Consider the following 25,927-nt stretch of genomic DNA (forward strand, 5'->3'; position numbering starts at 1 on the left):
AAAGAAGGACCAGTAAGAGACGATGCATACGATAGAAAAGATTGGCGGCACCTCTATGACGGACTACGAAGCGGTCCGGGATAATATTATCAAAGGTGACTCCAAGGGGATCTACAATCGTGTTTTTGTAGTCTCTGCCTATGGCGGTATTACTGACCTGCTTCTAGAGCACAAGAAAAGTGGTCAACCAGGTATCTATGCCCTCTTCTCCAGCAGTATTGAGGACGATAGCTGGCTGGTTAAGTTTGATGAGCTTCGAGCAGCACTGCGGCAAATCAACGAGCGCCTTTTCGGGCATGGCGATCTTCTCGCGGAAGCCAACCTGTTTTTGGATGAAAGGCTGGAGAGCGCTAAAAAATGCCTGAGAGACCTGCAAAGCCTCTGTCAGCACGGCCACTTCTCCCTCGACGCCCACTTGGGCACGGTAAGGGAGATGTTAGCCAGCCTCGGTGAGGCCCACAGCGCATGGAACACTTCGAAACTGTTGCAGCGGGATGGTGTAAATGCCTGCTTTGTCGACCTGACTGGCTGGCGGACCAACAAGCACATTCCCCTGGATGAGCGTATCCGGGATGCCTTTGCCACTATCGACTTAAGTAAGCAGCTACCCATTGTTACCGGCTATGCCCATAGCGATAAGGGCCTGCTGATCTCATTTGATCGGGGCTACAGCGAGATGACTTTCAGTCGTCTCGCCGTCCTCACCGGGGCAAAGGAGGCGGTGATTCACAAAGAGTTCCACCTGAGCAGTGCAGACCCTCGCCTGGTGGGAGAGGGAAATGCAGTACCCATTGGCCGCACCAACTATGATGTGGCCGACCAACTGGCAAACCTGGGTATGGAAGCGATTCACCCAAAAGCTGCCAAGGGGTTGCGCCAGCAAAATATTCCTCTCAGGGTAAAAAACACCTTCGAACCCGAGCACGCAGGCACCCTGATTACTGGTGACTATATCAGTGACTCTCCACGGGTTGAGATCATTGCCGGCTGTAAAGGGGTTTATGCCCTGGAATTATTTGACCAGGATATGGCGGGTAGCATCCACGACTATGACCGCGAAGTGCTACTGGTGATCAAACGCTTCAAGGCCCATATTATTTCCAAAGACACTAATGCCAATACCCTTACCCACTTCCTCTCCACCAATCTGAAAACAATTAAGCGGATTCAGGCTGCATTGGAAGAGCATTTTCCAGAAGCCGAACTGAACCAGCGCAAAGTCGCCATAGTTTCAGCCATCGGTAGCGATATGCAAATCCCCGGCGTGCTGGCCAAAGCGGTGCAGTCGATGTCCAAAAGCAACATCCGCGTGCTCGCCATGCACCAGTCCCTGCGTCATGTGGATATGCAGTTCATCGTTAGTGAGCCAGACTATGATGCAGCCGTTCGGACTCTACACGAGGCACTGGTAGAGATTTACAATCACGGGACGGCGATATGCCTCGCATCCTGAGCCTTTGTGCCCTGCTCTTTTTATTAACTTCCGCCACCTCTATTTCCCAGGAAGCGGAAGAAAAGAAAAAAGACAGTGCGCAAAGCGAGGTCGACACCCTTGAGAGGCCCTTGTACACACCCTTCGTCGAGCGCTATGTGCTAGACGAAATTAAGCAGCTGCGAATCGATCAGGCTAATGCCAAGCAGGAATTGATTCAGCAAATTGTCGATCGTGAACACAACTCTGTCGATCGAGCCGTAGCCTACGCAACCGATACGGTTACCTACTTTTTCTACTTGATAGCCGCCGCCACTTCAATTTTGGTTTTAGTTGGTTGGCGGTCATTTCAGGATATTAAAGAGCGGGTGCACTCCCTGGCCGATGAGGAAATCTCAAAGCTGGTCCAGGAATACGAAAAGCGTTTGGAAGTTATAGAGAAGCAGCTTCAACAGAAAACACAGCATATTGAAGAAAACCGCGAGGAAATCGAGCTAACCCAGGAAGTGCAGTCCCTGTGGCTGCGCGCCCAACAGGAATCCTCAGTGGCAAATAAAATTGCCATTTACGACGAGATTCTGCGCCTTCGTCACGAGGATGTAGAAGCCCTTACCTATAAAGCTGATGCGGTGCTGGAGCTTAATGAACCCCAGTGGGCCGCCAATCTTTGTCACCAGGCCCTGGGTATTGATCCGGATAACAGCCATGCCTTCTACCAACTGGCATGCGCCCATACTGCCATGGGTCAATTTGATGAAGCGCTGCGTTATCTGGCTGAAGCCATCAAAAGGCGGGAAAGCTACCGCGACGAGATCCTGGTTGATAGCGCCTTACAGCCTTTAGCGGAAAGTGAAGTATTTGAGGAACTCGACCAGGTTATTGCCAATACTCCCTCGCCGCAAAGTGGTGGCAAGGGAAGCTAGAAATATTCGGATAACCTCTGAAGACCACCCCATAAAAAATACGGGATAAAAATAATAGGATTGCCGATGATCTATTCATTTCTTGGTTTTTTACTTTTGTTCACTCTGGTCGGCCTCTCCTCTGCGATGTTCAGCCGTCAAACCAAAGCCGACTATTACCTTGCCAGCAGTGGCGTCTCCCCTTGGCTGGTAGGCTTGTCTGCCGTGGCAACGAACAATAGCGGTTATATGTTTATCGGGGTTATCGGCTATACCTACACCACCGGGTTGGCCTCCATCTGGTTGATGGTGGGGTGGATTGCCGGAGATTTTCTGGCTTCCCTCTATGTACACAAACGATTAAGAACCGCTACCAGTTCAAGTGGTGAAGTCAGCTACGCAGGTGTTCTCAGTAACTGGCACGGACAGAAGTACTCAGCCCTGCAGCGCCTGATCGGCATCATTTCCCTGCTGTTTTTACTAACTTATGCCTCTGCCCAAATGGTTGCCGGCAGCAAAGCCCTGCACGTACTGCTGGATTGGCCCCTCTGGTCCGGTGCTGTAGTTGGAGCTGTGCTTGTTTGCCTGTACTGTTTAGCTGGCGGCATCCGCGCATCCATTTGGACTGATGCGGCCCAATCCATCGTTATGATGGGGGCTATGGCAGCACTTCTAGCCGTCGCCCTTGCCAATTTGGGCGGCATCACCAGTGCGGCGATACAAATGCAGGCTATTGAAGGTTTTACCCATTGGTTTCCCGAGGGGCTCGCCTTTGCGGGCTGGGGCGGGGTGATACTCTTTGTGATCAGTTGGGGGTTTGCCGGATTGTCTGTGATTGGACAGCCCCACGTTATGGTTCGATTTATGACCCTGAGGGATTCCAGCAAGATGAACCGGGCAAGGGCCTGGTACTATCTGTGGTTTATCCTTTTCTATTGTATGGCCACCGGGGTCGGCCTGCTATCCAGAGTGTTTATTGCTGACACAGGGAGCTTTGATGCAGAGCTTGCTCTTCCCACCATGGCTATGGATTTGTTGCCCCCTGTTTTTGTTGGGCTGATCCTTGCTGGTATCTTTGCCGCAACCATGTCCACCGCAGACTCCCTGCTTCTCAGCTGCTCCGCAGCCATTACCCACGATATTCTTCCGCACAAGATTGAAAAAACCTGGTTCCTCAAGCTTGTCACAGTTGCCATAACCGGCGGCGCATTGCTACTGGCGCTCGCCAATAGCCAAAGTGTGTTCAGCCTAGTTATTTTCGCATGGTCGGGACTTGCCAGCGCATTTGGCCCCCTACTCCTGGTATTGTGCTTTGGGGGCAAGCCATCCCAGGCAACCTCTATCGCAGCAGTAATTATCGGCTTTACAGCAGCGATTACCTGGCGGCTACTGGGGTATCACGGCGTGATCTATGAGGGATTGCCGGGTATTGCAGCTGGGTTAGCAGTGCTATATCTGGCCAGCCTGAACCGCCAAACCTCCACTTTACGCGAGGCAAACAGTTAAATTCACTCAAAGTAATTCTGGGGAGGTAGAGCCTCCCCACCTGCCAGACCTTCACCAGCTAGAGCCTCCTCCCCCAAAAGCGACAAATTCTATCTCCTGCCGCCCAAAGCCCCTCCTTACGGGCACCTGACTTGATCCCGAGATCGTCAGATTGAGCAAAATTCATACAGTACTTTTTATAGAGTTCAAATGAGATTTTTGGCCCAACCCAGCCCACTTTTAACCTTTGAAAATGCGGATTAACTCTGTAGTCGCTGAAAAATAAATCCTCCTACGAATCCGCCAGCTTTGTTGCATTGAGTGCTAACAATTAGAGTTCAAATTAAAAATATGTTACATTTTGTGTCATATCGCTCGATAAACGACTATCGAGCCTGGGCTGGAATCTGACGATTAGGGACAAATGTCTTCGTCAGACCGGCCCTTTTTTATGATGACTGGACCTTCACGATCGGCCCATTGCGCCCTTCAAGTCCATCGCCAATGAACAACCGACTGACCCTCTGTTAAAGCAGTATGGAGAGACAGATGTCACTGGACAAACAACGGAATTTTGTAGACGGCCGCTATCTGTCGAATGAGAGCGGCGAGTGCTTTGATGTATATAACCCGGCTACCAACGAGGTCAGCTATCAGGTTGAGGTTGCCGACGAAAAGGTACTCGCAGAAACCATCGAGAGCGCCAAGCGTGGTTTTGCCCAGTGGTCAGCGATGATGCCGGTCGAACGCGGTCGCATCCTGCTGAAAGCAGTAGCACTGTTGCGCGAGCGCAACGACGAACTGGCAGCTATCGAAGTGGCTGATACCGGCAAGCCCTGGCAGGAAGCCAGTGTTGTCGATGTGGTGACTGGGGCCGACTCTATCGAATTCTTTGCCGGCCTGGCCGCAGGCATTGAGGGCAATCAACAGCAAGTCGGTGAGGACTTTTACTACACCCGCCGCGAGCCCCTGGGCATCTGCGCTGGAATCGGTGCCTGGAACTACCCCTTACAAATCGCCTGCTGGAAAGCCGCCCCGGCCCTGGCCTGCGGTAACGCCATGATCTTCAAACCTTCCGAAGAGACCCCCAAAGGCGCTTTGAAGCTGGCTGAAATCTTTATTGAAGCGGGCATGCCCCCGGGTGTTTTCAACGTAATCCAGGGCGATGGCGCCGTGGGTGCCTGGCTCACTAACCACCCGGATGTCGCCAAGGTTTCCTTTACCGGCGAAGTGGGTACCGGCAAGAAAGTAATGGCCGCAGCGGCTTCCAACCTGAAAGAAGTCACCATGGAGCTGGGAGGCAAGTCCCCGCTAGTGATTTTTGATGATGCCGACATGGAGCAAGCCGTTTCTGCTGCCATGCTGGGCAACTTCTACACCCAGGGCGAAATCTGCACCAACGGCACCCGGGTATTTGTACACCGCAGCATCCACGATCAGTTCCTCGCTCGCCTGAAAGAGCGTGTTGAGCAAAACATTATTGCCGGTGATCCGATGAATCCGGACACCAACTTCGGCGCGCTGATTTCTGCCAAGCACCAGCAACTGGTGATGGACTACATCAGCAAGGGTAAAGAGGAAGGTGCGACCCTGTTCTGCGGCGGCCACACCCTCTCCCCGGAGAATTCACCTAACGGTTACTTCGTTGCTCCCACCGTATTCACCGACTGTCATGACGATATGACCATCTGCCGCGAAGAGATCTTCGGCCCGGTAATGTCGGTACTGGTTTTTGATGATGAAGACGAAGTGATCCGCCGCGCTAACGATACCCGTTTGGGCCTCGCCGCCGGCGTATTTACCCGTGATATCACCCGCGCCCACCGTGTGATCCACCAGATGCAAGCGGGTATCTGCTGGATCAATGCCTACGGTGCTTCGCCGGCAGAAATGCCGGTGGGCGGATACAAATTGTCCGGAATCGGACGCGAAAATGGACTTGCGACCCTGAATCATTACACCCAGCTAAAAGCGGTGTATGTGGGCCTGGCACCACTGGAAAGTCCATTTTAAGCGGTACCCTGTATGAGTGAGTTTGACTATATCATTGTCGGCGCCGGGTCTGCCGGCTGCGTTCTGGCTAACCGCCTGTCTGCCCAGGAAGATAAAAAAGTCCTCCTGGTAGAAACCGGCGGTAGCGATCGCAGTATCTTTATCCAGATGCCCACCGCACTATCCATTCCGATGAATACCGACAAGTATGCCTGGCAGTTTATGACTGAGCCAGAGCCGTACCTGGACAACCGCAGCATGCATTGCCCCAGAGGCAAGGTGCTCGGGGGTTCATCCTCGATTAACGGGATGGTTTACGTGCGCGGGCACGCCAAAGACTTTGATGAGTGGGCACAGCACGGCGCCGAAGGCTGGGACTACGCGCACTGTCTGCCCTACTTCAAACGCTCTGAGACCTGGGCTTTCGGCGGTGACGATTACCGTGGCGACGAAGGTCCACTGGGGGTCAATAACGGCAATGAAATGGCCAACCCCCTTTATGGAGCCTTTATCGAAGCTGGCAAAGAAGCTGGCTACGACTACACCGCAGATTACAACGGTGAGCAGCAAGAGGGCTTTGGTCCCATGCATATGACGGTAAAAGATGGAAAGCGCTGGTCTACCGCCAACGCTTACCTGAAACCGGCCATGCAGCGCCCCAATTTGACGGTATTGACCCACGCCACTGTGCATAAGGTGATTCTGGAAGGTAAACGGGCAGTCGGAATCAAACTTGAACGCAAGGGAAAGATCCTGGAATTCAAGGCGCGGCAGGAAGTCATCCTCAGCGCAGGTCCCATCGGCTCCCCTCACCTTCTTCAGCTCTCCGGAATCGGAGACCCCGACACACTGGCAGAAGCCGGTATCGAACTCCAACACGAACTCCCCGGCGTCGGCCAAAACCTGCAGGACCACCTGGAGTTCTATTTCCAGTTCCGCTGTAACCAGCCGATTTCCCTGAATGGCAAGCTCGACCCCTGGAATAAATTCCTGATCGGCGCTCGTTGGATACTGAAGAAGGATGGCCTTGGAGCCACCAACCATTTCGAGTCCTGCGGTTTTATTCGCTCCAAGGAAAACGTGGAGTGGCCGGACCTGCAATATCACTTCCTGCCGGCAGCCATGCGCTATGACGGCCGCGAAGCTTTCGATGGCCACGGCTTCCAGGTACATATCGGGCACAACAAGCCCAAGAGTCGCGGCAGGGTCAAAGTGGTGAGCAGTGATCCCAGGCAATCCCCTTCCATCCTGTTTAATTATTTACAGGAGAAAGAGGATATCGAGGGTTTCCGCGCTTGTGTGCGACTGACTCGCGAGATTATCAATCAGCCGGCTTTCGACGAGTACCGAGGCGATGAAATCCAGCCCGGCACCGATATCCAGACTGATGAACAAATTGACGCTTTCGTACGGGAATCCGTCGAGAGTGCTTACCACCCATCCTGCTCCTGCAAGATGGGCACTGATCCAATGGCAGTGGTAGACCCGGAAACCCGTGTACACGGTTTGCAGGGTTTGAGAGTTGTAGATTCCTCCATCTTTCCAACCATTCCCAACGGCAACCTGAATGCGCCCACCATTATGGTGGCGGAGCGGGCTGCTGACCTGATTTTAGGGCGCCCCGTATTGGCGCCCTCCGAGGCACCGGTAGCGACCAAGGCTACCAGCACTCAGCGACCTGGCCGCCCTGCGCGCTCTGTGAGCTGAATTTACGTCGGCGCTCTGGCAGAGATTTGACTGCCCCCTTCAAACGCGACGGGGATATTCAAATCTCGCACAGCAATGCCCTTTGGGGGCGCCGGCATACCAATAACTAGCTGGAGACTCAGCATGACAGCTTGGCTTTCCGCGGGATTATTGTTTACCTTCACGGCAATAATTTTCTCGCTGATTAAATGGGGAAATGTGAAGATGGTCGGGGTAACCCCGGTCAAAACCTTCACTTTTATAGCGATCCTTTTCACCTCCGGCCTTGATGTAGGCCTGATCATGTTCCCCCTCACCGAGTTCGGTGGCTACGCAGACTTAGCCAATAGCCCAGAATATGGTTTCACCAACCCACTCGCGATTGAGTTTGGTTTTTGGGCCTTCCTGATCTGGGGCTTCTACTTCCTCACCTGTTTTTACTTCTGCATTATCGAGCCCAAAGTTAAATTCTTTGAGTTGGGCCCAGTAAAGCTGATCAACAATGTGGTGATTATCGGAACCTGTGCTTTTACCGCCTACTTGCTGCTCAGCAACCTGCCCTGGTACCTGCCGCAAGTTGGCGATGGTGAAACCATTGTTGGCACCTTCTACCTGATCGTCTTTGCAGTGATCGCCGCTGCGGTCTACTCATCCACTAGCCTGCGCTATGTACGCTTCCTCAGCCTGGCGACTACCTGGATGTTTATTGGCCTGATCGCGGTCATGTGGGTAGGCGCCTTTACCGGTGAGAATGGCAACTTTGGAGACTTTGCTTCCACCTTTGCACTGCTCGGCGGTTACTTCGGCAATATCCACCAGTTCGTGCTTCCGTTAAATGACTACCACGAGTTCTACCTGTTCTGGTGGTTTGCCTGGAGCATTATGATCGGCCAGTTTACCTCCCGCTTTGTGGGCGGCCTGCGCACTTACCAAGTACTGGCGGCGATGCTGATCTTCCCGTCTATCCCCATCGCGCTCTGGTTCACCGTGCTCTACTACTACTCCAGCCAAGGCCTGGATACCAGCGGCTTCTACAACCTGGCTATGGTGATTGTGGGTATTACCTTCGTGATCAACTCGCTGGATTCCCTGATTCGCCTGTACACCGATAATCTGGGCATGACCGTTGCGCGCCTGGGCAAGTGGAAGTACTTCGTGCTGAACCTGGCTGCAATGAGCCTGCTCACCCTGTTGTTCAAGCTGGACTTCCTGCAAATCCAGTGGATCGGCGCTCTGGTGATCGGCATCTTCTTCTGCTGTCTGGGTTACATCCTGGTGAAGCGCTTTAGAGCGGTAGCAGCTATCGACTCCTCGCCTAAAGAAAACAAAGTCGACTTTAACAAGATCGAACTGGCGAGCTAACTGTTGAAATCCCCCGCCTGGTTTGGCGGGGGCTACAAAATATAAATAAGTGGTAATTGAACAATGAAATCGACGTTGAAACTTTCTGCACTCACTTGTGCTTCCCTACTGGTACTTGCTCAGCAATCCCAAGCGGAGCTGTCTTCTACTGTAAATCTGACCACCGACTACACCTTTAACGGTGTTAGCCAGACCCAGAATGACCCAGCACTGCAGGCTAGCCTGGACTACGGCTTTGATAACGGTTGGTATATTGGTACCTGGGCTTCCAACGTGGACTTTGGCAAAGGTGATGACACTAACCTGGAGTGGGACTTCTACGCAGGTAAGTTCATGCAACTTACCGACAAAGTGAGCCTGGACACCGGAATCGCTTATTACACCTATCACGGTGATAATGATTTCTCTGAAGAGTACGCTTACCCGGAAGCTTATGCCAAGTTTGGCTACAGCTCTGCACTGGGCGATTCCGAAGTCAACGGTTGGTACAGCTGGGATTACTTTGGCCAGGGTGGTGGCCACTACATTATGATGCTGGCCCATACCTTTGAGCTTGCAGAGGGTCACAATATTCGCTTCAGTGCTGACCGCTCCACCAGCGTCAATAAAGATAACTGGACCTGGGAAGGTAAAAAAGCCTACAACCACTACCGTGTAGAGTACATGACCTCCCTGAACGGCTTCGACCTCAATGTTGCAGCAGAAAACACTACTCTCGATTCTGAGAATGCCGACGAACGTATTGTTTTCTCTGTTGCCCGCACCTTTAACTTTTAAGTTAAGAATGCAAGCCGGGGCCCAAAACGGCCCCGGGGTTCCTCGCCAGGCAACTCCTAAGGCAACTCCCCTTCACTTCCCTTGCCGAGCTTCTCAGCAGATTTCATCATCACTTGTTCTTGCGCAGGCGCCCCATTTGAGTTCCGGTGTTCTTCTTTTGGCAGGCCCTCTAAAACGATTTCCTTTTCAGCCAAGGCCGGATGTAAAGCCAAGTCGTGCCGGGCAACTTTGACGATTGAGATACAAAGTAAAAGTGCGATTAGCAGTAAAGGTACACCGGCAATAATACTTGCGGCCTGCAGTGCTTCGAGCCCACCGATAAACAGCAAGGCGATTGGCATTACTGCCAGAGCAAATGCCCAGAAAATTCGATTCCACCGAAGAGGCTCACCATCGACCTCCTTCTGCACAACGGCCGCAAGAATGTGAGAAATGGAGTCAAAAGTAATAACCGTGAAGACCAGTGCGATCAGTGTGTATAGCAACACAACCAACTGGCTTGCCGGGAGCGTATCCAAAATCGCAAAGATCGTGCTATTAGCGCCTTGCTGATTCAGCATTTGCACCAAATCCAACTGACCCGAGAAATGCAGGTAAACCCCGTAGTTGCCCAGCACCATAAAGAACAAGAAGCATCCGAGAGTGCCAAATAATATTGAACCAAGGATCATTTCCTTGATGGTCCTGCCTCGGGAAATACGCGCAATAAAAAGGCCAATACTCGGCGCAAAAACCAGCCACCAAGCCCAATAGAAAACGGTCCACTCCTGGGGAAAACGGGTGTTGGGAAACTGCTGGAAATGAGAGAAGGATTCAGTCCAAGTGGCCATCTGCAAAAAGTTATGCAGGGCCCTGCCCAGAGAGTCCAGCCCGCTGTTAAGCATAAATAGCGTTGGGCCAACGACAAATACAAAGAATAGCAGTGCAAGGGACAGAAAAATAGTGAAGTTCGAGAGTGCGCCAATTCCCCGTTTCAAACCTGCAAGGGCACTGTAGCCAAACAACAGTGCACATATCACAAGTACGCCAACCTGAACCCCCAGTCCGGTAGGCGTGCCAAATATCTTATAAAGCCCCAAAGTAATCAGCGGCGCAGCAATACCAAGTCGCGTAGCGGCACCTCCGAGCATCCCAAACACCAGGGAAATATCTATAGCCTTGCCAATGGGCCCATTTGCTCTCCCCTCTCCCAGCACAGGCGCAAGTGCTTGGCTAAATTTCAGGACTTTACGCTGGCGTACATAATAGAAGTAAGCAATAGGCACCGCAGGGATCAAATAAATGGACCAGGCTAATGGCCCCCAGTGAAAAATTCCGTAAGAAACGGCCCAACGGGCGGCTTCGACTGAGCTCGCTTGAACTTGGAACGGCGGCTGTTGGTAGTAGTAGATCCATTCAACCATCGACCAATATAAAATCGAAGCGCCAATGCCAGAAGAAAACAGCATGGCAGCCCAGGACACAGTTGAGAACTCTGGAGCTTCCTTTTGGCCTCCCAGTTTTATCCGGCCGATATCGCTAAATGCGACATATAGCACAAACAGCATCGCCCCTATGCCAAGTAGAAGATAAAAAACACCTAACTTTTCTGTTACCAGGTCTTTCACTGCCAAGAGCCACATAGAGCCAGCCTCGGGATATAGGATCAGAGGCAGTGTTGTCACTAGCAATATTGCCAGAGCGCCCAAAAAGGTGGGCCAGTCTATTAGATCTTCCGATCCCCTATTCAATAAATCTCTCCGTATTAATTGATATTGGTGGTCAAAAGAAAAATAACATACACCAGTATCACTATTATGACTTGAGCCTTTTATAAACCCCCTACGCAACACTACCGAACATTAATACGCCAATCTTTTAGGAAGACAATGTGATGCCAAAAAGTATACTGATATGACATTCATATGGCGAAATTCACTACTAACTTTCCTTACCAAACACAGATCGGCACATATTCAAACAGCTTTGAAAGTTAAAAATTTCAAAGTAAAAGAGAAGGATCGATATGTATAAATTGGCGATCACCATTCTATTTGGCTTAGCTCTGTGGGCGTGTACAAAAAGTCCTTTAAGCGATATTGATATCTATGACTTCAGGCCTGAATCCGAAATAGGTGTTTATGATGTCTCCCAAAAGGATTGTGAGCTAATGGGATATAGGCAAGTTATCAGAAGTGATTCTCCTATCGGCTGTGGACGTCTAAAGAGAGTAGTTTTTAATTTCTATCCACTCTTACCTAACCCGACAGAAAAAAGTAATGCAACCAGTAGTAATAAAGGTGCCACAAGTATCAATCAAACAAGTACTATTAAGACCCCTGAAAAAGGGGCAATTATTGTACTTGATGTCGTTGCCGCTGAAGTATTGGATCTTTTTACAGAGCTATACCAATTGCATTTTCCGATAGAATCAGCAATACCAATTGAGTATTTCACGAAGAAAGAGCGTCTTGCAGATGATATGAATAACACGCTCGCCTTTGATTCCCGGCCCATCACCGGCGGAAATAAGTGGTCTGAGCATGCTTATGGTGTTGCCATTGATATCAACCCCCTACAGAATCCCTATCTACATATAGATAAACACTCAAAAGCAGTGGTAATCCCGAAGGATGCAGCAGAGGGTTATTTAAACCGAGCAAAATACCGGGCAGGAAAGCCGATACGCAAAGGAATGTCTGAAGATATAACTACAGTTTTTGCCAAGCATGGCTTTGCTGTCTGGGGAGGAGATTGGAATGCTCCGATTGATTATATGCACTTCCAGGTTGGTACCCGCCAGTTTATTAACCGGCTCGTTTCTTTACCGGTAAAGGAAGCAAAGCTGCTATTCAACCAGTATGTGAGCCTGCTTAATCAGTGTTTCAAAGAGAACACGCTTATCAATAACCCCACTCACCTCAGAAAATACTGTGTAGATCGGGTGACGCCTGCATTTGGTTCTCAATAATGTAACTGTGGTAAATAGCGGCTAAATTGGCGCCATATTTTTAGTAGCATATCTAAGACGTCATCTTAGAGGTACGAATCGTAAAATATCACGCCTTTATAATACAAGCTAGAAGATCCAGGCAGCGTTGTATCAAATGGCAATTTTAGCTCCCATATAAGTACCCTATTTGGGATACCACTACACTCATTTAAATAGCCAAACTTCATTAAGAGTACAGAATGAAGATTTTCGATGAGGTTGAATCGGAAGTGCAAAGCTATGCACGATCCTTCCCAAAGGTGTTCTGTCGCGCAAAAGGTGAATTATTGTGGGACCTGGATGGAAACCAGTATTTAGATTTTCTGGCTGGAGCAGGTGCACTCAATTATGGGCACAATAACGCACTATTCAAAGGGGCTCTATTGGATTACATCCGGGCCGACGGTATTACACACGGTCTGGATCTACACACCAAGGCCAAGGGAGAGTTTCTCCAAACCTTTAGTGACAATATCCTTGCCCCCAGGGGCATGGAATACATCATCCAATTTACAGGACCTACAGGAACTAATGCAGTAGAAGCCGCCATGAAGGTTGCCCGCAAGGTCACTGGACGGCAAGCCATTATTGCCTTTACCAATGGTTTTCATGGTGTAAGTCTTGGTTCCCTCGCAGCAACGGGAAACTCCTATCACAGAGATGCGGCTGGTATTCTACTAAGTGGTACCCATCGAATGCCTTATGACGGCTACTTGGGGAACGGCATTGACACAACGGAGTACCTGGATAAGGCACTATCGGACTCCAGTAGTGGTATCGGCTCACCAGCTGCCGTTATTGTGGAAACAATTCAAGGTGAAGGCGGTATTAATAGTGCCAGTATCGGATGGTTAAGAAATCTACAGAGTGTTTGCAGAAAACATGAATTGCTTTTGATAGTTGACGATATCCAGGCTGGCTGTGGACGAACAGGCGATTTCTTCAGTTTCGAAGAGGCGGGAATTGAGCCCGATATTATCACTCTTTCCAAGTCGCTTGGAGGTTATGGATTACCGATCGCACTAGTCTTAATGAAACCCAAGCTGGATCAATGGAAGCCAGGGGAACACAATGGTACCTTCCGCGGTAACAGCCTGGCATTTGTAACCGCAAAAGCGGCAATTGACCACTACTGGTCAGACCCTAGCTTCTCTGAAGATATAAAGCGAAAAGGCAGCTATATCTCCTCACGTCTTAACAGCATTATTAATCAATACGGCGAGGGCCTACTGAAAAGTAAAGGCCGTGGTATGTTTCAAGGCATCGACTGCGTAACAGGCTATCTGGCCAAAAGGGTATCCGAGTATGCGTTTGAACATCAGCTGATTATTGAGACCAGTGGCGCCGATGACCAGGTTCTTAAACTGCTTTGCCCCCTAACTACCAGTGATCAAAACCTTCAAGGCGGTATCGATATTATTGAAAAAGCATTTCAGGAAGTCTTTGCCAGGGAAGAAAATATACTGCAGACAATGACCAACATTGACACCTGCCGAATATAATTTATCCAGCGGACCAAGAATAGAAAACACCTAGAGCCTATAACATACATGGATGTATATATTTATGTTGAATGAGAAACAGATAAATTTAAGTAATATTCTCACTGAAGAGAATGACTATTCCAACTCCCCTTTTCTTAAAGTAAAGGAGAGAGATCTTAGCCTGCCAATAATAACTGCAGAAGCTGAAAGGTTAGGATGCACTTTCAAGTTTCATGAAAAATCTATTTACGAGATCATCAATGGGGACCTGCGAGTCCCATTCTTGAGCAACTCCCCATCAAGCTCCTGTGTTCATAGCTACTGTGCAAGAATCAAGAACATTGCAAAGAAGATGTTAACTGAGAATGGAGTGCCGGTTCCGGAGGGGAATGTTTTCAAGGATATTAAGAGCGCTCTTGCCTATTTCAAGAACTTTAATGGCAAGGTTGCCATCAAACCAAACAATGCTTCCATGGCCAGAGGTGTTACCACCGGTATTTGCACCGAAGAAGAATTCATTAGCGGCTGGGAATTTGCAGCAAAGTACAGTAAGGAAATTATTGTTGAGAAAAGCATTGACGGATATGATTTAAGGGTCTGGGTAATTGGAGGCAAAGCCGTAACAGCATTTGTTAGAATTCCTGCAAATGTAGTTGGCGACGGAATAAGCAGTATCAGGCATTTGATAGAAAAGAAAAATGAACGCAGAAAGCTCAATCCTAATCTGATTCATGACCCGATCAATCGGTTTGACTTGATCGATAGGAAGGGCCTCACTTTAGATTATGTCCCCGAGCATAATGAGCGAGTATGGCTTACAAGCGTAGCAACAGTTGGGGGGGAAATAGTCAATTTTATTGACCACGTAGATAAGGCAACACTTGAAATTGCAGAGAGGGCAGCCGCTACTTTTCCTGGAATTATACAGGCAGGCGTTGACTTGATTGTGGATACAGAAAAGGAAAATGCCAGGGCCGTTGTCCTTGAGGTTAACTCCAATCCAGATATATCTTCCCCTACATTTCCGGGATACGGCGATCAGATTAACACCCCTAAAGCACTACTTGAATATGTTTTAAAACACCCATCTGCGGCCACTGGAAACAAAAAGGCTAGCTACAATCCAGCCCCTCAATACTCTTACACCATAAGTGATAATGCATCACTTAGAGAGCTTGGAAACTCAATAAAATTTATCAAACAGGCTGCCCTAAGGAAAGGAATCAAAACTGAGGATGTAGATGACAATGTGTTTATTGCCAAAAATAAAAAACAATCGCACCTATTTCTTGGCTGCATGCCAGAAAGCACATCTTTAGTATCGCGAATAATATGCAATGATAAAAGTTTTCTCTCAAGCTTCCTGAAGTACAAAAAAATACCTTACTTCAGTAAAAATGATGTAGGTGAAAAACTAAAGATATACAGGCTGGTACTAATAGATGGTGCGGTAGTGTCCGTACTTCAAAGCATTCATGAAGGATACAAGCTAAATACAGAGCTTGGAGTAAACCATAGATGGCAGGAAGTAACCAGGGAGATACATTGCAAATTCACGGAGATTGCGAGTCATGTTATATCAGAGTTGTTCCACCCCTACCTTTCCGGGGTAACTATTATTGCCGAAGATATATCTGCATCTCCTAAAGATCAGGAATGGGCAATTAGAGATGTCACATACAAGCCCTTTCTGGCTTGGCATCACCATCCAGATATTGGTATTGGTCGAGATGTAGCTGGCGCTTTACTGGACTCTTTATTTGAAAGTGAAGATCAAACTATAACCATTCAAAAATCTATACATATCCAACTAGGTAAAGAGGTATCTTTTAAAGATCTTGCTGAAAAAATACAAAAAAGTGCGGCAAGATTTGGCATTTCAGGGTGGGCGAAAAACATCCAAAATGAAACCTTGGAAATGCTTTTAGAGGGGGCGCCCAGAGCTCTTGATGACTTTCTTACCACCTGCCAAGACCTCATGGGAGCAAACTATGGAGATATAATTCGAATTGAAGAATATAGTAAAATTCAACATTCAAGCTTTGTGGTGGTTAGCTAATGGCAACTCCTTGATTTTTTAAGAGTGATCTAGAAGGCACCTCTAGAAAAAAGTGCCTTAGAGCGCTCACCAGAGCATTACCTGTTCTTATAACCTGGACGGATGGCTTCTAGGGTCACCTTCAATATGGGGCTTATCGTCATGTGATATCCCATGGGTGCCATGACTGGGTATCTCCCAGTCCCCTTCCTTAGTCCAGGGGTCTTCCTTCGGGAAGTCTTCGATATAAATTTCCTTTTCCTCATAATCAGGCTGGTAGCGCAAATCATAATCAGCAGCTTTAACGATCGATATGCAAAGCAGGAGGGCAACAATAAGCAATGGGACTCCACCAATAACGCTGGCTGTCTGCAGAGTGTCTAATCCACCGAGAAACATCAAAGTCACCGGCATCACAGACAAAGCAAAAGCCCAAAATAGGCGATTCCATCGCGCTGGTTCCTCATCTACTTCCTTCTGCACCACAGCAGCGAGAATATAAGAGATGGAGTCAAAGGTAGTTGCTGTAAAGATAAGCGCGAGTATGGTGTAAACCAGGATGACCAGCTTACTGGCGGGAAGTGTTTTAAGCGTAGCAAAGATAGCCTCTGTAGCCCCCTGCTCATTTAATATCTGTACAACATCCAATTCACCGGAAAATTGAAGATAAACTCCGTAGTTACCCAACACCATAAAGAACAGAAAGCAACCCAGGGTACCAAAGAAGATAGAACCGACTACCATCGTCTTGATAGTCCTGCCGCGAGAAATGCGAGCAATAAATAAACCAACACTGGGTGCAAAAACCAACCACCAGGCCCAGTAAAAGATGGTCCAGTCTTGCGGGAAGTGTGTATCCGGGAACTGCTCAAACCTGGCAAATGGCTCAGTCCAGGATGCCATATGGAAGATGTTGTCCAGCACACGGCCCAAGGCATCTAACCCGGTATTTAGCATAAACAGGGTTGGACCAACAAGAAAAACAAATACCAGCAGGGCGATCGAAAGCCACATGTTCACATTGGAAAGCGCCCGAATACCCTTCTTCAGACCTACAAATGCGCTATAGCCAAAGATCAGCGTACAGATCATTAGTACGGTTACCTGGGTACCCAGCCCAGTTGGCACACCTAGCAGTTCATGAGCGCCTTGGGTAATCAAAGGAGCGGCAATCCCTAAGGTAGTGGCACCACCTCCCAGCATGCCAAACACAAACAAGACGTCAATCAGCTTGCCAATACCCCCTTGCGCCCGCTGCTCCCCCAAAACCGGCATCAGTGCTTCACTGATCTTCAATACACTGTGATTGCGTACATAGTAGAAATAGGCAATAGGTAGTGCCGGTATCAAATAAATAGACCACGCCAAGGGCCCCCAATGAAATATACCGTAAGCGACCGCCCAGCGTGCAGCCTCAGGCGTTCCCCCTTCAACCTGAAAGGGCGGAGACTGGTAGTAGTAGATCCACTCGACCATGGACCAATAGAGGATTGAGGCCCCAATGCCCGCGCAAAAAAGCATGGAAGCCCAGGATAGTGTTGAAAATTCAGGGTTCTCTTCAGGGCTACCCAGTTTGATCTGACCTATATCGCTAAATACGATGTAGACCATAAACAGAATCGCCCCAACTCCCAGCATCAAATAAAAGACCCCTAATTTGTCAGTGACAAAATTCTTAGCCACCAGTACCCAGGCTGCGCCGACCTCAGGGTAAAGCACCAAGGGCACAGTCACCATTATCAGCAGCGCCAGCGCTCCAAAGAAAGTGGGCTTATCAATAATCTCTCTAAAGTTACTGGACAACACTTGCCTCCTGTTTGCCATAAAAAACTGCGGCAAAATAAAAGCAAGTGAGACTGTATATAAAGAACTGAAAATAAGGCGATGTTATTGAGCTAGAACTTATATAAAAGAAGGAATCAGAATGAATTGCTTTTTAGTTTTGCTTTTATGCTGGTGGATTTTATCAACATCTCACTGAAGTTCAATGCAGACTCCACTTTCTCCTCGTATATGCATTCTGGACCACGAGAGTCAACGCCTGTTTTCAGCCCGCTTCTCTCATAACCTCAACGACTTGAACGTTGCCACAAGGCTTTCACTTCTGAATTTTCAGGGAGTTCTCCAGCTGGGTGAACTGCCCTTGTATCATCGCCTTTTCCTGCAGCAGGATACGATTTTCATCCGCCAGCTGCTCTATGCGGTCCTTGGATAAAGTCAAATCTATTTCGAGCTTTTCCATGGACTGATATTGTAACTGTGCCTCTTTGGCGAGAGCTGAGTAGTCACTTTGCAGTTGGGCTAACTGGTTCTGTAAGCTGGTTATCTCCGTAGCTCTAGCCATGTCCAGCTTGCCCTGATCTTCAGCCTGCCTTCTAAGCACCTCGACTTCCGCTTGAGATGCTCCAATCTGTTCACATAGATCATGCTTTTCTCGATTAACTTCTGCCACCAGTGCCTGCCCGTGTTTATTCAGCAGCTCCTGCTCACTTAACTTGCGCTCGGTCAGTGCCAACTGCTCAGTAAGTATGGCGACTTGACCTTTCAACTGCTCATTTGCGGAGCGGAACTGATCCCTTTCATGCTGACGATCGCTGGCTGTTCGCTGCTGGAAATGCTCGAAGTGCTCACGGATATCACGGTTCTCGAGCCTCATTTCCTCAATGGACTCTTTCTGCTCCTGAATACGGCCCAAACCCTCTTCACGTTGAAATTCGCTCTTCTCAACTGCTTTCTGTGTATCATCTAGAGCCCGCTTTAGCTGGCGCTTTTCGGTTTCCGCAATCGCCAGCTTCCGCTCCAGCTCACAAACACTGGCCGCCTGCTTGGAGTTTTTCTCCTGAACCTCGCTGAGTTGGGCGGCTATTGATTCTTCCTGAGCCTTAAATTCCTGCTGAACCTCTTCAACTCTTTGGTCCGCCTGCCCCTGGATGCGCTGGTGTAACCCTTTGAGAGCCTCCACCAGGTCCCTAGGGAGGCCGCTAACATCTGTGTCATTGGCAATCTCGCTACGCCAACGCTTTAACAGTGGCGCGATAGTGCTTTTGCTGCCAGTTCCCAGGTGAGATCGCACCCGATCTACCGTTGGCTCTTCCCCCAGGGCCTTTACCGCTTTCGCAGCCTCAACAATATCGAAATAAGTAACCCCTGCACGTGCCATTAGCCTTTCCTTAGATTATTTCGTTACAAATTACGTAATACGTAATATTACATAATACTATACAATTAACCAATTCTTGAATTTACCTTTATAACCTTCGATAATGATTCTTATCGAAGGTTATATTCATAAGAAAGCCCGCATTTCCTGTACCACCAGTACAAACAATACTTCTTAAGGTGTCTTGAAAATCATGGGAATCCAGCCCTCCCCGCCCGGGATACCCCCGCTAAAAACCAGCTCTCTTAGTACAACTGGACAGGCTGACGCTCTGCTATCAGAGGAGGACATCCAGAAATACCTGCGCGCGGCCACCTCTGACAGCACGCGCAAGGCTTACCGCTCAGCCATCCGCCAGTTCGAACGCTGGGGTGGCAGGCTGCCTACCGATGGCCACTCACTAGTGAGCTATCTGATGAGCCGGGCAGACAAGTTGAACCCTCGCACATTGGATCTGCACCTTACCGCCATTGGCCAATGGCATCTGTATCAGGGAATTCCAAATCCAGTCACCGAACCCTTGGTACAAAAGACTATGCGCGGCATTCGCCGCACGCATGGCAAGCCCAAACAAAAAGCCAAGGCTTTGAGCCTCCAACACATTGCCACTATGGCTAATCAGTTGCGCTCGCAACCGGATTCAAATAAGAAGGCAAGGGATCTCGCTCTGATTCTAATTGGCTTCTTTGGGGCATTTCGGCGTAGCGAGCTGGTAGCGATCCAGGTGGAAGACCTGGTCTGGGAAGAGGAAGGCCTGATTGTGCGTCTACCTAAATCCAAAACAGATCAAAACGGTCAAGGAATTATGCGTGCCCTCCCCTTCGGTAAACCAGAATCCTGCCCAGCTCAAGCCCTCAAAACCTGGCTAAAAGTAAGTGGTATTGTTCGTGGGCCGGTATTCAGAGCGGTTAACCGCTGGGATACAGTTCAGGACCGGCAATTAAATCCCACTGCCATCAATGACCTACTGAAGAAGCTTGGGGCAGATTGTGGATTTGACTTCATCAATGAACTCAGCAGCCATAGCTTCCGCCGCGGACTGTCTACATCTGCAGCCCGGGAAAAGGTTGGTTTTGAGTTGATCAAAAAGCAAGGTGGCTGGAAAAGTGATGCCACAGTTTGGGAGTACATTGAGGAAGGGCAACGATTTACTGAGAATGCCTCAGCAATTCTTATGAAGAAGATGGCAGAATTACTTTAGCTGCAATGGGAGCCCGGAATCTGTCTCAGGCTCCCGAAAAAAAGCCCGCTAAATCTGTAAGCTTGAGCTGAATCGCCCTATGGGAGCACCAAGACCCACCCTGCCGATCCACTTTCCATCTATCTCAGGCTGTCTACACTGAGAAGCTCATAAAATTACCCACGCTCGCCAATAAAAACCTGGGACCAACTAAACTCTCCGGGCAGCAACGGGCAATATCTACTAACTAACCCTAATTACCACAGCACTCTTGTACCCAGGCGCCAAAATAGTTCTTTTTGAGCCGTAACTTGGCCCGGGTCAGGACTCACCAGCTTTTCCTGGAGACACCAACCATGGTTAAACCCACCTGCGTCGTTGTAGGCGTCGGACCCGGGAATGGGGCCGCCTTTGCCAAGAAGTTTAATCACGAAGGCTACCAGGTGGCGCTTCTTGCCCGAAATAAAAGTTACCTAGATAAATTGCAGACTGAGCTGGGCGAGGCAAAGAGTTACATCTGTGACGTTACCAAACCTGATCAAATTGCCGATGTATTCAGCCGCATCCAAGCTGAAATGGCCCCAATCGAAACATTGATCTACAACGCTGGCTCTGGCCACTCCTGCACCATTGAAAATCTCGATATCTATGAATATGAATCGGATTGGAAGATAAATTGCCGGGGCTGCGCTCTATTCGGCCAACTGGTGACTACTGAGATGATCCAGCATGGCAAAGGAAACATCATTATTGTGGGAGCAACCGCCTCCCTCCGCGGCAGAGCGAACTTTGCTTCTTTTGCATCAGCAAAGGCTGCGCAGCGCAGTCTTGCCCAATCGATGGCCAGACATCTTTGGCCCAAAGGGGTGCATGTAGCCTACCTGATCATTGATGGGCCGGTAAGTAAAAGTCGCACACTAGATGGAAGCACAAGAGATAATCAAGCATTTTTGCAGCCACCAGATATCGCCGACACGGCCTTTTTCCTGACAACCCAGGCCAAATCCGCCTGGACTTTCGAGGTGGATCTTAGGCCCCATGTGGAGAAATGGTAACAACTATCAGCTAAGTTAAAACTGCTCATTCTGATTTGCCGGGAACCAGATTTTGCAAGGAGGCCAATAATGACCCTTAACAAGAAACAAATTGAAGAGTGTGAATCCAGCCGTTGGGACTTTTCTGACCTGAAAGCTGTATTTCTTAACTGCACTCTGAAGCCTACGCCGGAACTATCCCATACGGATGGACTGGTTACTATCTCCCGAGAAATCATGCAAAGAAACGGTATCTCGGTACAGGTACTGAGACCAGTTGACCACGATATTGCCTTCGGCGTTTACCCAGATATGACTAAACACGGCTGGGAGAACGATGAATGGCCACAGATATTTCAACAAGTGATTGAGGCCAATATCCTGGTTATAACAACACCTATTTGGCTGGGGGAAAAATCATCCATATGCACCCAGGTTATAGAAAGGCTTTATGCCAATTCATCTGATCTGAATGACCAGGGACAATACGCCTATTATGGGCGAGTCGGGGGCTGCCTTATTACTGGCAATGAAGACGGAGCCAAACATTGTGCGATGAATATCCTCTACTCCTTGCAACATCTTGGCTATGTTATCCCACCCCAAGCAGATGCGGCCTGGGTTGGTGAAGCAGGCCCTGGCCCCTCATATCTGGACCCAGGTTCTGGCGGCCCGCAAAATGACTTCACCAACCGCAACACCACCTTTATGACATGGAATTTGATGCACCTTGCGAGAATAATAAAAGATGCCGGTGGTATCCCTGCCCATGGAAATCAGCGCTCGGCGTGGGATGCCGGCTGCAAGCCCGATTTTCCCAACCCCGATTATCGATAGGGACGCCCTCCCCCGTTGATCAATCTGTGTCCATCGATTGGCGGGGAAGTGTAAATAAATCGAAGCATGATGTATCAATGCCTTACCTTGGCTCTAAGTCAGAAAGTAATAGCCTTTTGCTGAGGATATATCTAACCATTTCGTATCGCTATTGATCGGCACTATTGAAAGTTGCCCTCAGAACTTGCCACATAGAAACCAGATAGCGGTACTGCCAGTCTTATGACCAAGAAACCCAATGTGTCTGCTTCATGTCATAGGTAGTTTCACGCGCGAAAGCCAGTGGTCAATTTGCGTATTATCCATTTCGCGTTGGAGCATTCATCCTCGAAACCTAATACCATCATACTAAATATCCAACGCTCATCGCCTTAGCCTCAACCTCAGCCAAATCACTCTTTCAGGAGCTCATCACTGCCCATAGAAAACTCAATCGGACACGACTCACTGACTGATAAAAAGGCACTCACAAGCAGGTGCTATTTGAAAAAACAATAGTGTAAAGCCCCAATAAAAATAACAGTTACTTTCTTTGAATTAAGGTTCATAACCATGATGGCCTATTAGCCTTTATAGCAACTTAAAAATAGAAACGAACTAAGCTATAAGAAACAAACGCAGAAAATCGATCAATATGAACATGCAAACAGGGATATAGAAGGCAAACTTATTTATGAGCCATTCTACAACACATCCAATATACAATGGCGCTTATGCCATAATTGATCAATTAGATGCAAACAAAGTAGATTGTATTTTTGCCTCGCCCATCGCCATTATGGCGCCAGTGTGGGAAGTATTCGCTGCTAGAGAAAATAAAATAAACATACGCTATTTTCGTTGTCGTCATGAACTATTGGCTGTCAGCCTTGCCTATGGATACTTTAAGGTTAAGGGAAAGCCGCAGGCTGTTTTTCTCCCTTCCAGTCTGGGAGTATTAAACGGCTCTATGGCACTAAGGTCCTCATTACAAGAACGAATCCCGATGCTCGTTATATCACCTGATTCATTAACCTACGGTGAGGATGCTACAACCGATCCAGGTCCGGAATGGCCCTCTTTACTTGTTGATTTTGCAGGCCCAGCAATAGAGGGAGAAAGAGTCGTCAAATGGTCAAAAAAAGCAATAACTTCATCTGATCTAGTACAAGAGCTTAATCGGGCCCAATTTATTGCAAATGCTGTCCCGCGAGGGCCCGTTTTACTTGAAGTATCTTTCGATATATTACTACATGAAGCACCCAAGTCTCTGCCTCCCGTTCTGGCTTCAAGTCCGGTAGTGGCTACAAAAAGCCAAATAGAAGAAATAACAAATCTGTTAGCAAGTGCATCATTACCTATTATTATCACAGAATATGGTGGACGAACAAAAGCTGAAAAAGAACAACTAATCCATATCGCTGAAACTCTTGCAGCTCCTGTTTTCGAGTTCATGATGCCTGCGTATCATAACTTCCCCAGGTCTCACCCGCTGTATGGGTTTGAAATTACAAGTGAAATCCTCAATAAAACTGACGTCATTCTGCTCATTGGCTGTAATGCCCCCTGGCATCCTCCCCACCGGGCATTAATGCCTGATTGCACTGTCATTCATCTTGAAGAAGATCCATTAAGGCCTCGTGCGCCCTATTGGGGTTACAAAACAACCCATACTATTGCAGGTGACCGCTTTCTCAATATGAAGCAAATATCAGCCTCACTGGAAGACAAAAAAATTGATAACAAAAAGCGTGCTAATGATTGGTCACGTTATTCAAACTCAATACGGGAAAAAAACCGTAAAGATGCACAAGAAGTGTTACAAGCAACGAAACAAGGTATTCCGGCTTCAGAATTATTCCGAGTTTTACATGATACTTTACCCGAAAACTGCGCATGCATCGATGAGATTGTTGCCCAGGTTCCTCAGATGCTGAATCATTTGTACAGTACTAAATTATTTCAACAATTTAGAGGCTGGTGTGGTGCATTAGGAACCGGATTGGGCACAGCATTAGGGGTAAAACTTGCGAGCCCCGACAGGCTCGTCGTTTGCATTATTGGTGATGGCGCCTGGCACTATAATCCTGTTCCGGCTGCGCTGGGATTCTCCCAGGAATATGGATTACCGCTTTTCATCGTCTTATGTAACAACAACCAGTACTTATCGCAAACTTGGAATATACAAAAGTACTTCCCAAATGGTGCAGCAGTTAAAAATAATCATTTTGTTGGCAATCTTATACAGCCTGAACCTGATTATTGTAAAACGGTCGAGTCTTACGGAGGGCAAGGCCTGCGAGTAAAAGAGATAAGCGAGTTAAAAAAAGCTATCAACAAAGGATTGCAAAGTATTCAGACCGGGAAAACATTTTTGCTCGATGTTAAAGTTGCGCCATAAACTAGAGAACCTGTATCAACTCAGACCTGGACATGTGTCTAATTCATCTAATAATGTTAACCAACGGATGAGATGTTTCGATAACTCTCCCCCGACTCTAGCTATCGATAGAGATATCCTATACTTGGTCTTTTTTGGGTGTCTATAGCCTAAAAATATGGGTATTTGGCCAATCCTATCCACACTTTTAGCAAGCTATTTACAAGATTCACAACCAAGGATAGATTGCCCGCCTTCGTGATTTTTACCAGTCCCCACCACTATGACTTTGTATGCCCGCCTTCATCGAGAAGTCGAGCGTTGATATGGTGGCTTACCCATCTCCGTGAGGTCCCTTTTCCGAATGAAACCAGAGTTCTTGGAACACATCCTGGATAGCAAACTATTTGTCACTGTATGCCTGGTTACAGCCATTATGCTGTTGCGCGGCTTGCTTACGCTAGCCATTGCCCGAAGTAGCTGGCAGAAAGCTGATAAACGTCGCCGCATCAATACTGTACATAATATCGGCAACTTATTGCTGGTAGTCGGTTTAATGGTGATTTGGGTAAGTGAACTTCGGGATTTTGCCCTGTCTATTGCCGCTTTCTCTGTGGCAATTGTTCTGGCACTTCGTGAGGCTGTACAGTGCTTGGTTGGCGGTCTATATCAAGCCAATATGCGCTCTTTCACCGTTGGGGACTGGATTAAAGTTGGCGACCAGTTTGGTGAGGTCACCGACAGTGATTGGTTAAGCACCACACTTTTGGAAATCGACCCTCACGGACTTGGCAATGGTTATACTGGAACCACCCTTTACATTCCCAACAATGCGTTCTTCACCCAACCGGTAAAGAACCTGAACTTCATGCGTCGCTATATCGAGCACACTTTCTCAATAACTCGCGAACGCAGTGAAATAAACCCTTTTGAGGCCAAGAAGTTTATTGCAGAACGCTTGAAGGAACACTGTGATTCATTCCGGGAAGTTGCCGAGCGCTACTGCAAGCTGATTGAGAGTCGTATGGGCGTGGAGCTATCTGGCCCTGACGCGAAAGTGAGTGTTACAACCAATGATCTTGGTCATGATGTGATCACCGCTACAATATTCTGCCCTCGTGAAGAGGCAACAAATATCGAACAGCTAGTGACCGAAGATTTTTATAATTTCTGGTTTGAGAAAACAAAAAATTTGAAGGCTGGAAACTAACAGCGGCATTCTATCTCA

The 25,927-nt window shown here is 48.3% G+C and carries 18 protein-coding genes; 15 read left to right on the forward strand and 3 right to left on the reverse strand.

What is annotated here, in order from left to right; all coding sequences use genetic code 11:
* Positions 1 to 22 precede the first annotated feature (22 nt).
* The 7 genes from ACJJI7_RS18180 (at position 23) to ACJJI7_RS18210 (ending at position 9,636) form a co-directional block, all read left to right on the forward strand.
* Positions 23 to 1,453, forward strand: a complete 1,431-nt coding sequence (locus tag ACJJI7_RS18180) for an aspartate kinase (protein ID WP_282953466.1) — start codon at positions 23 to 25, stop codon at positions 1,451 to 1,453.
* A complete protein-coding gene (locus tag ACJJI7_RS18185; RefSeq protein WP_282953465.1) occupies positions 1,438 to 2,355 on the forward strand; it encodes a TPR end-of-group domain-containing protein in 918 nt (305 codons plus the stop codon). The genes ACJJI7_RS18180 and ACJJI7_RS18185 overlap by 16 nt, the downstream gene beginning before the upstream one ends.
* A 66-nt stretch (positions 2,356 to 2,421) precedes the next feature.
* The gene (locus ACJJI7_RS18190; protein ID WP_282953464.1) at positions 2,422 to 3,840 is read left to right on the forward strand and encodes a sodium/proline symporter; all 1,419 of its coding nucleotides are present in this window, start codon (positions 2,422 to 2,424) and stop codon (positions 3,838 to 3,840) included.
* Between the two features lie 528 nt (positions 3,841 to 4,368).
* Positions 4,369 to 5,832, forward strand: a complete 1,464-nt coding sequence (betB, locus tag ACJJI7_RS18195) for a betaine-aldehyde dehydrogenase (RefSeq protein ID WP_282953463.1) — start codon at positions 4,369 to 4,371, stop codon at positions 5,830 to 5,832.
* A 12-nt stretch (positions 5,833 to 5,844) separates the two neighbouring features.
* Complete coding sequence (gene betA, locus ACJJI7_RS18200; RefSeq protein WP_282953462.1) at positions 5,845 to 7,518, forward strand: choline dehydrogenase; 1,674 nt, start codon at positions 5,845 to 5,847, stop codon at positions 7,516 to 7,518.
* 123 nt (positions 7,519 to 7,641) lie between these two features.
* Positions 7,642 to 8,859, forward strand: coding sequence for a BCCT family transporter (locus ACJJI7_RS18205; RefSeq protein WP_444901557.1), 1,218 nt, complete (start codon positions 7,642 to 7,644; stop codon positions 8,857 to 8,859).
* 63 nt (positions 8,860 to 8,922) lie between these two features.
* Positions 8,923 to 9,636 carry a TorF family putative porin gene (locus ACJJI7_RS18210; protein ID WP_282953460.1) on the forward strand — a complete coding sequence of 238 codons (714 nt, stop codon included), beginning with the start codon at positions 8,923 to 8,925 and terminating at the stop codon, positions 9,634 to 9,636.
* A gap of 56 nt (positions 9,637 to 9,692) precedes the next feature.
* On the opposite strand, the gene ACJJI7_RS18215 is transcribed toward ACJJI7_RS18210, so the two are convergent.
* A complete protein-coding gene (locus ACJJI7_RS18215) occupies positions 9,693 to 11,300 on the reverse strand; it encodes a BCCT family transporter (RefSeq protein ID WP_475717096.1) in 1,608 nt (535 codons plus the stop codon).
* A 341-nt stretch (positions 11,301 to 11,641) separates the two neighbouring features.
* Between ACJJI7_RS18215 and ACJJI7_RS18220 the strand changes: the two genes are divergently transcribed.
* The 3 genes from ACJJI7_RS18220 (at position 11,642) to ACJJI7_RS18230 (ending at position 16,150) form a co-directional block, all read left to right on the forward strand.
* Positions 11,642 to 12,586 (forward strand): M15 family metallopeptidase, encoded by a 945-nt coding sequence (locus tag ACJJI7_RS18220; RefSeq protein WP_282953459.1) that lies wholly within the window; start codon positions 11,642 to 11,644, stop codon positions 12,584 to 12,586.
* 221 nt (positions 12,587 to 12,807) lie between these two features.
* Positions 12,808 to 14,109 (forward strand): diaminobutyrate--2-oxoglutarate transaminase, encoded by a 1,302-nt coding sequence (gene ectB / locus ACJJI7_RS18225; RefSeq protein WP_444901556.1) that lies wholly within the window; start codon positions 12,808 to 12,810, stop codon positions 14,107 to 14,109.
* Between the two features lie 64 nt (positions 14,110 to 14,173).
* Positions 14,174 to 16,150, forward strand: coding sequence for an acylphosphatase (locus ACJJI7_RS18230; RefSeq protein WP_444901555.1), 1,977 nt, complete (start codon positions 14,174 to 14,176; stop codon positions 16,148 to 16,150).
* An 87-nt stretch (positions 16,151 to 16,237) separates the two neighbouring features.
* Here ACJJI7_RS18230 and ACJJI7_RS18235 read toward each other — a convergent pair whose 3' ends face one another.
* Both ACJJI7_RS18235 and ACJJI7_RS18240 read right to left on the reverse strand, forming a co-directional pair.
* Positions 16,238 to 17,932 carry a BCCT family transporter gene (locus tag ACJJI7_RS18235; RefSeq protein ID WP_475717097.1) on the reverse strand — a complete coding sequence of 565 codons (1,695 nt, stop codon included), beginning with the start codon at positions 17,930 to 17,932 and terminating at the stop codon, positions 16,238 to 16,240.
* 295 nt (positions 17,933 to 18,227) lie between these two features.
* Positions 18,228 to 19,289, reverse strand: coding sequence for a DNA-binding protein (locus ACJJI7_RS18240; RefSeq protein ID WP_444901553.1), 1,062 nt, complete (start codon positions 19,287 to 19,289; stop codon positions 18,228 to 18,230).
* 193 nt (positions 19,290 to 19,482) lie between these two features.
* Between ACJJI7_RS18240 and ACJJI7_RS18245 the strand changes: the two genes are divergently transcribed.
* The 5 genes from ACJJI7_RS18245 to ACJJI7_RS18265 all read left to right on the forward strand — a co-directional run bounded on the left by ACJJI7_RS18245 (position 19,483) and on the right by ACJJI7_RS18265 (position 25,909).
* Positions 19,483 to 20,490, forward strand: a complete 1,008-nt coding sequence (locus ACJJI7_RS18245; protein ID WP_444901552.1) for a tyrosine-type recombinase/integrase — start codon at positions 19,483 to 19,485, stop codon at positions 20,488 to 20,490.
* Positions 20,491 to 20,825: 335 nt separating this feature from the next.
* Positions 20,826 to 21,524 carry an SDR family NAD(P)-dependent oxidoreductase gene (locus ACJJI7_RS18250; RefSeq protein ID WP_444901551.1) on the forward strand — a complete coding sequence of 233 codons (699 nt, stop codon included), beginning with the start codon at positions 20,826 to 20,828 and terminating at the stop codon, positions 21,522 to 21,524.
* A 69-nt stretch (positions 21,525 to 21,593) separates the two neighbouring features.
* Positions 21,594 to 22,340 carry a flavodoxin family protein gene (locus tag ACJJI7_RS18255; RefSeq protein ID WP_444901550.1) on the forward strand — a complete coding sequence of 249 codons (747 nt, stop codon included), beginning with the start codon at positions 21,594 to 21,596 and terminating at the stop codon, positions 22,338 to 22,340.
* Positions 22,341 to 23,013: 673 nt separating this feature from the next.
* The gene (locus ACJJI7_RS18260; protein WP_444901549.1) at positions 23,014 to 24,720 is read left to right on the forward strand and encodes a thiamine pyrophosphate-dependent enzyme; all 1,707 of its coding nucleotides are present in this window, start codon (positions 23,014 to 23,016) and stop codon (positions 24,718 to 24,720) included.
* A gap of 343 nt (positions 24,721 to 25,063) precedes the next feature.
* A complete protein-coding gene (locus ACJJI7_RS18265) occupies positions 25,064 to 25,909 on the forward strand; it encodes a mechanosensitive ion channel family protein (RefSeq protein WP_020412834.1) in 846 nt (281 codons plus the stop codon).
* The last annotated feature ends 18 nt before the right edge of the window (positions 25,910 to 25,927 follow it).

Source organism: Microbulbifer variabilis (assembly GCF_056232115.1).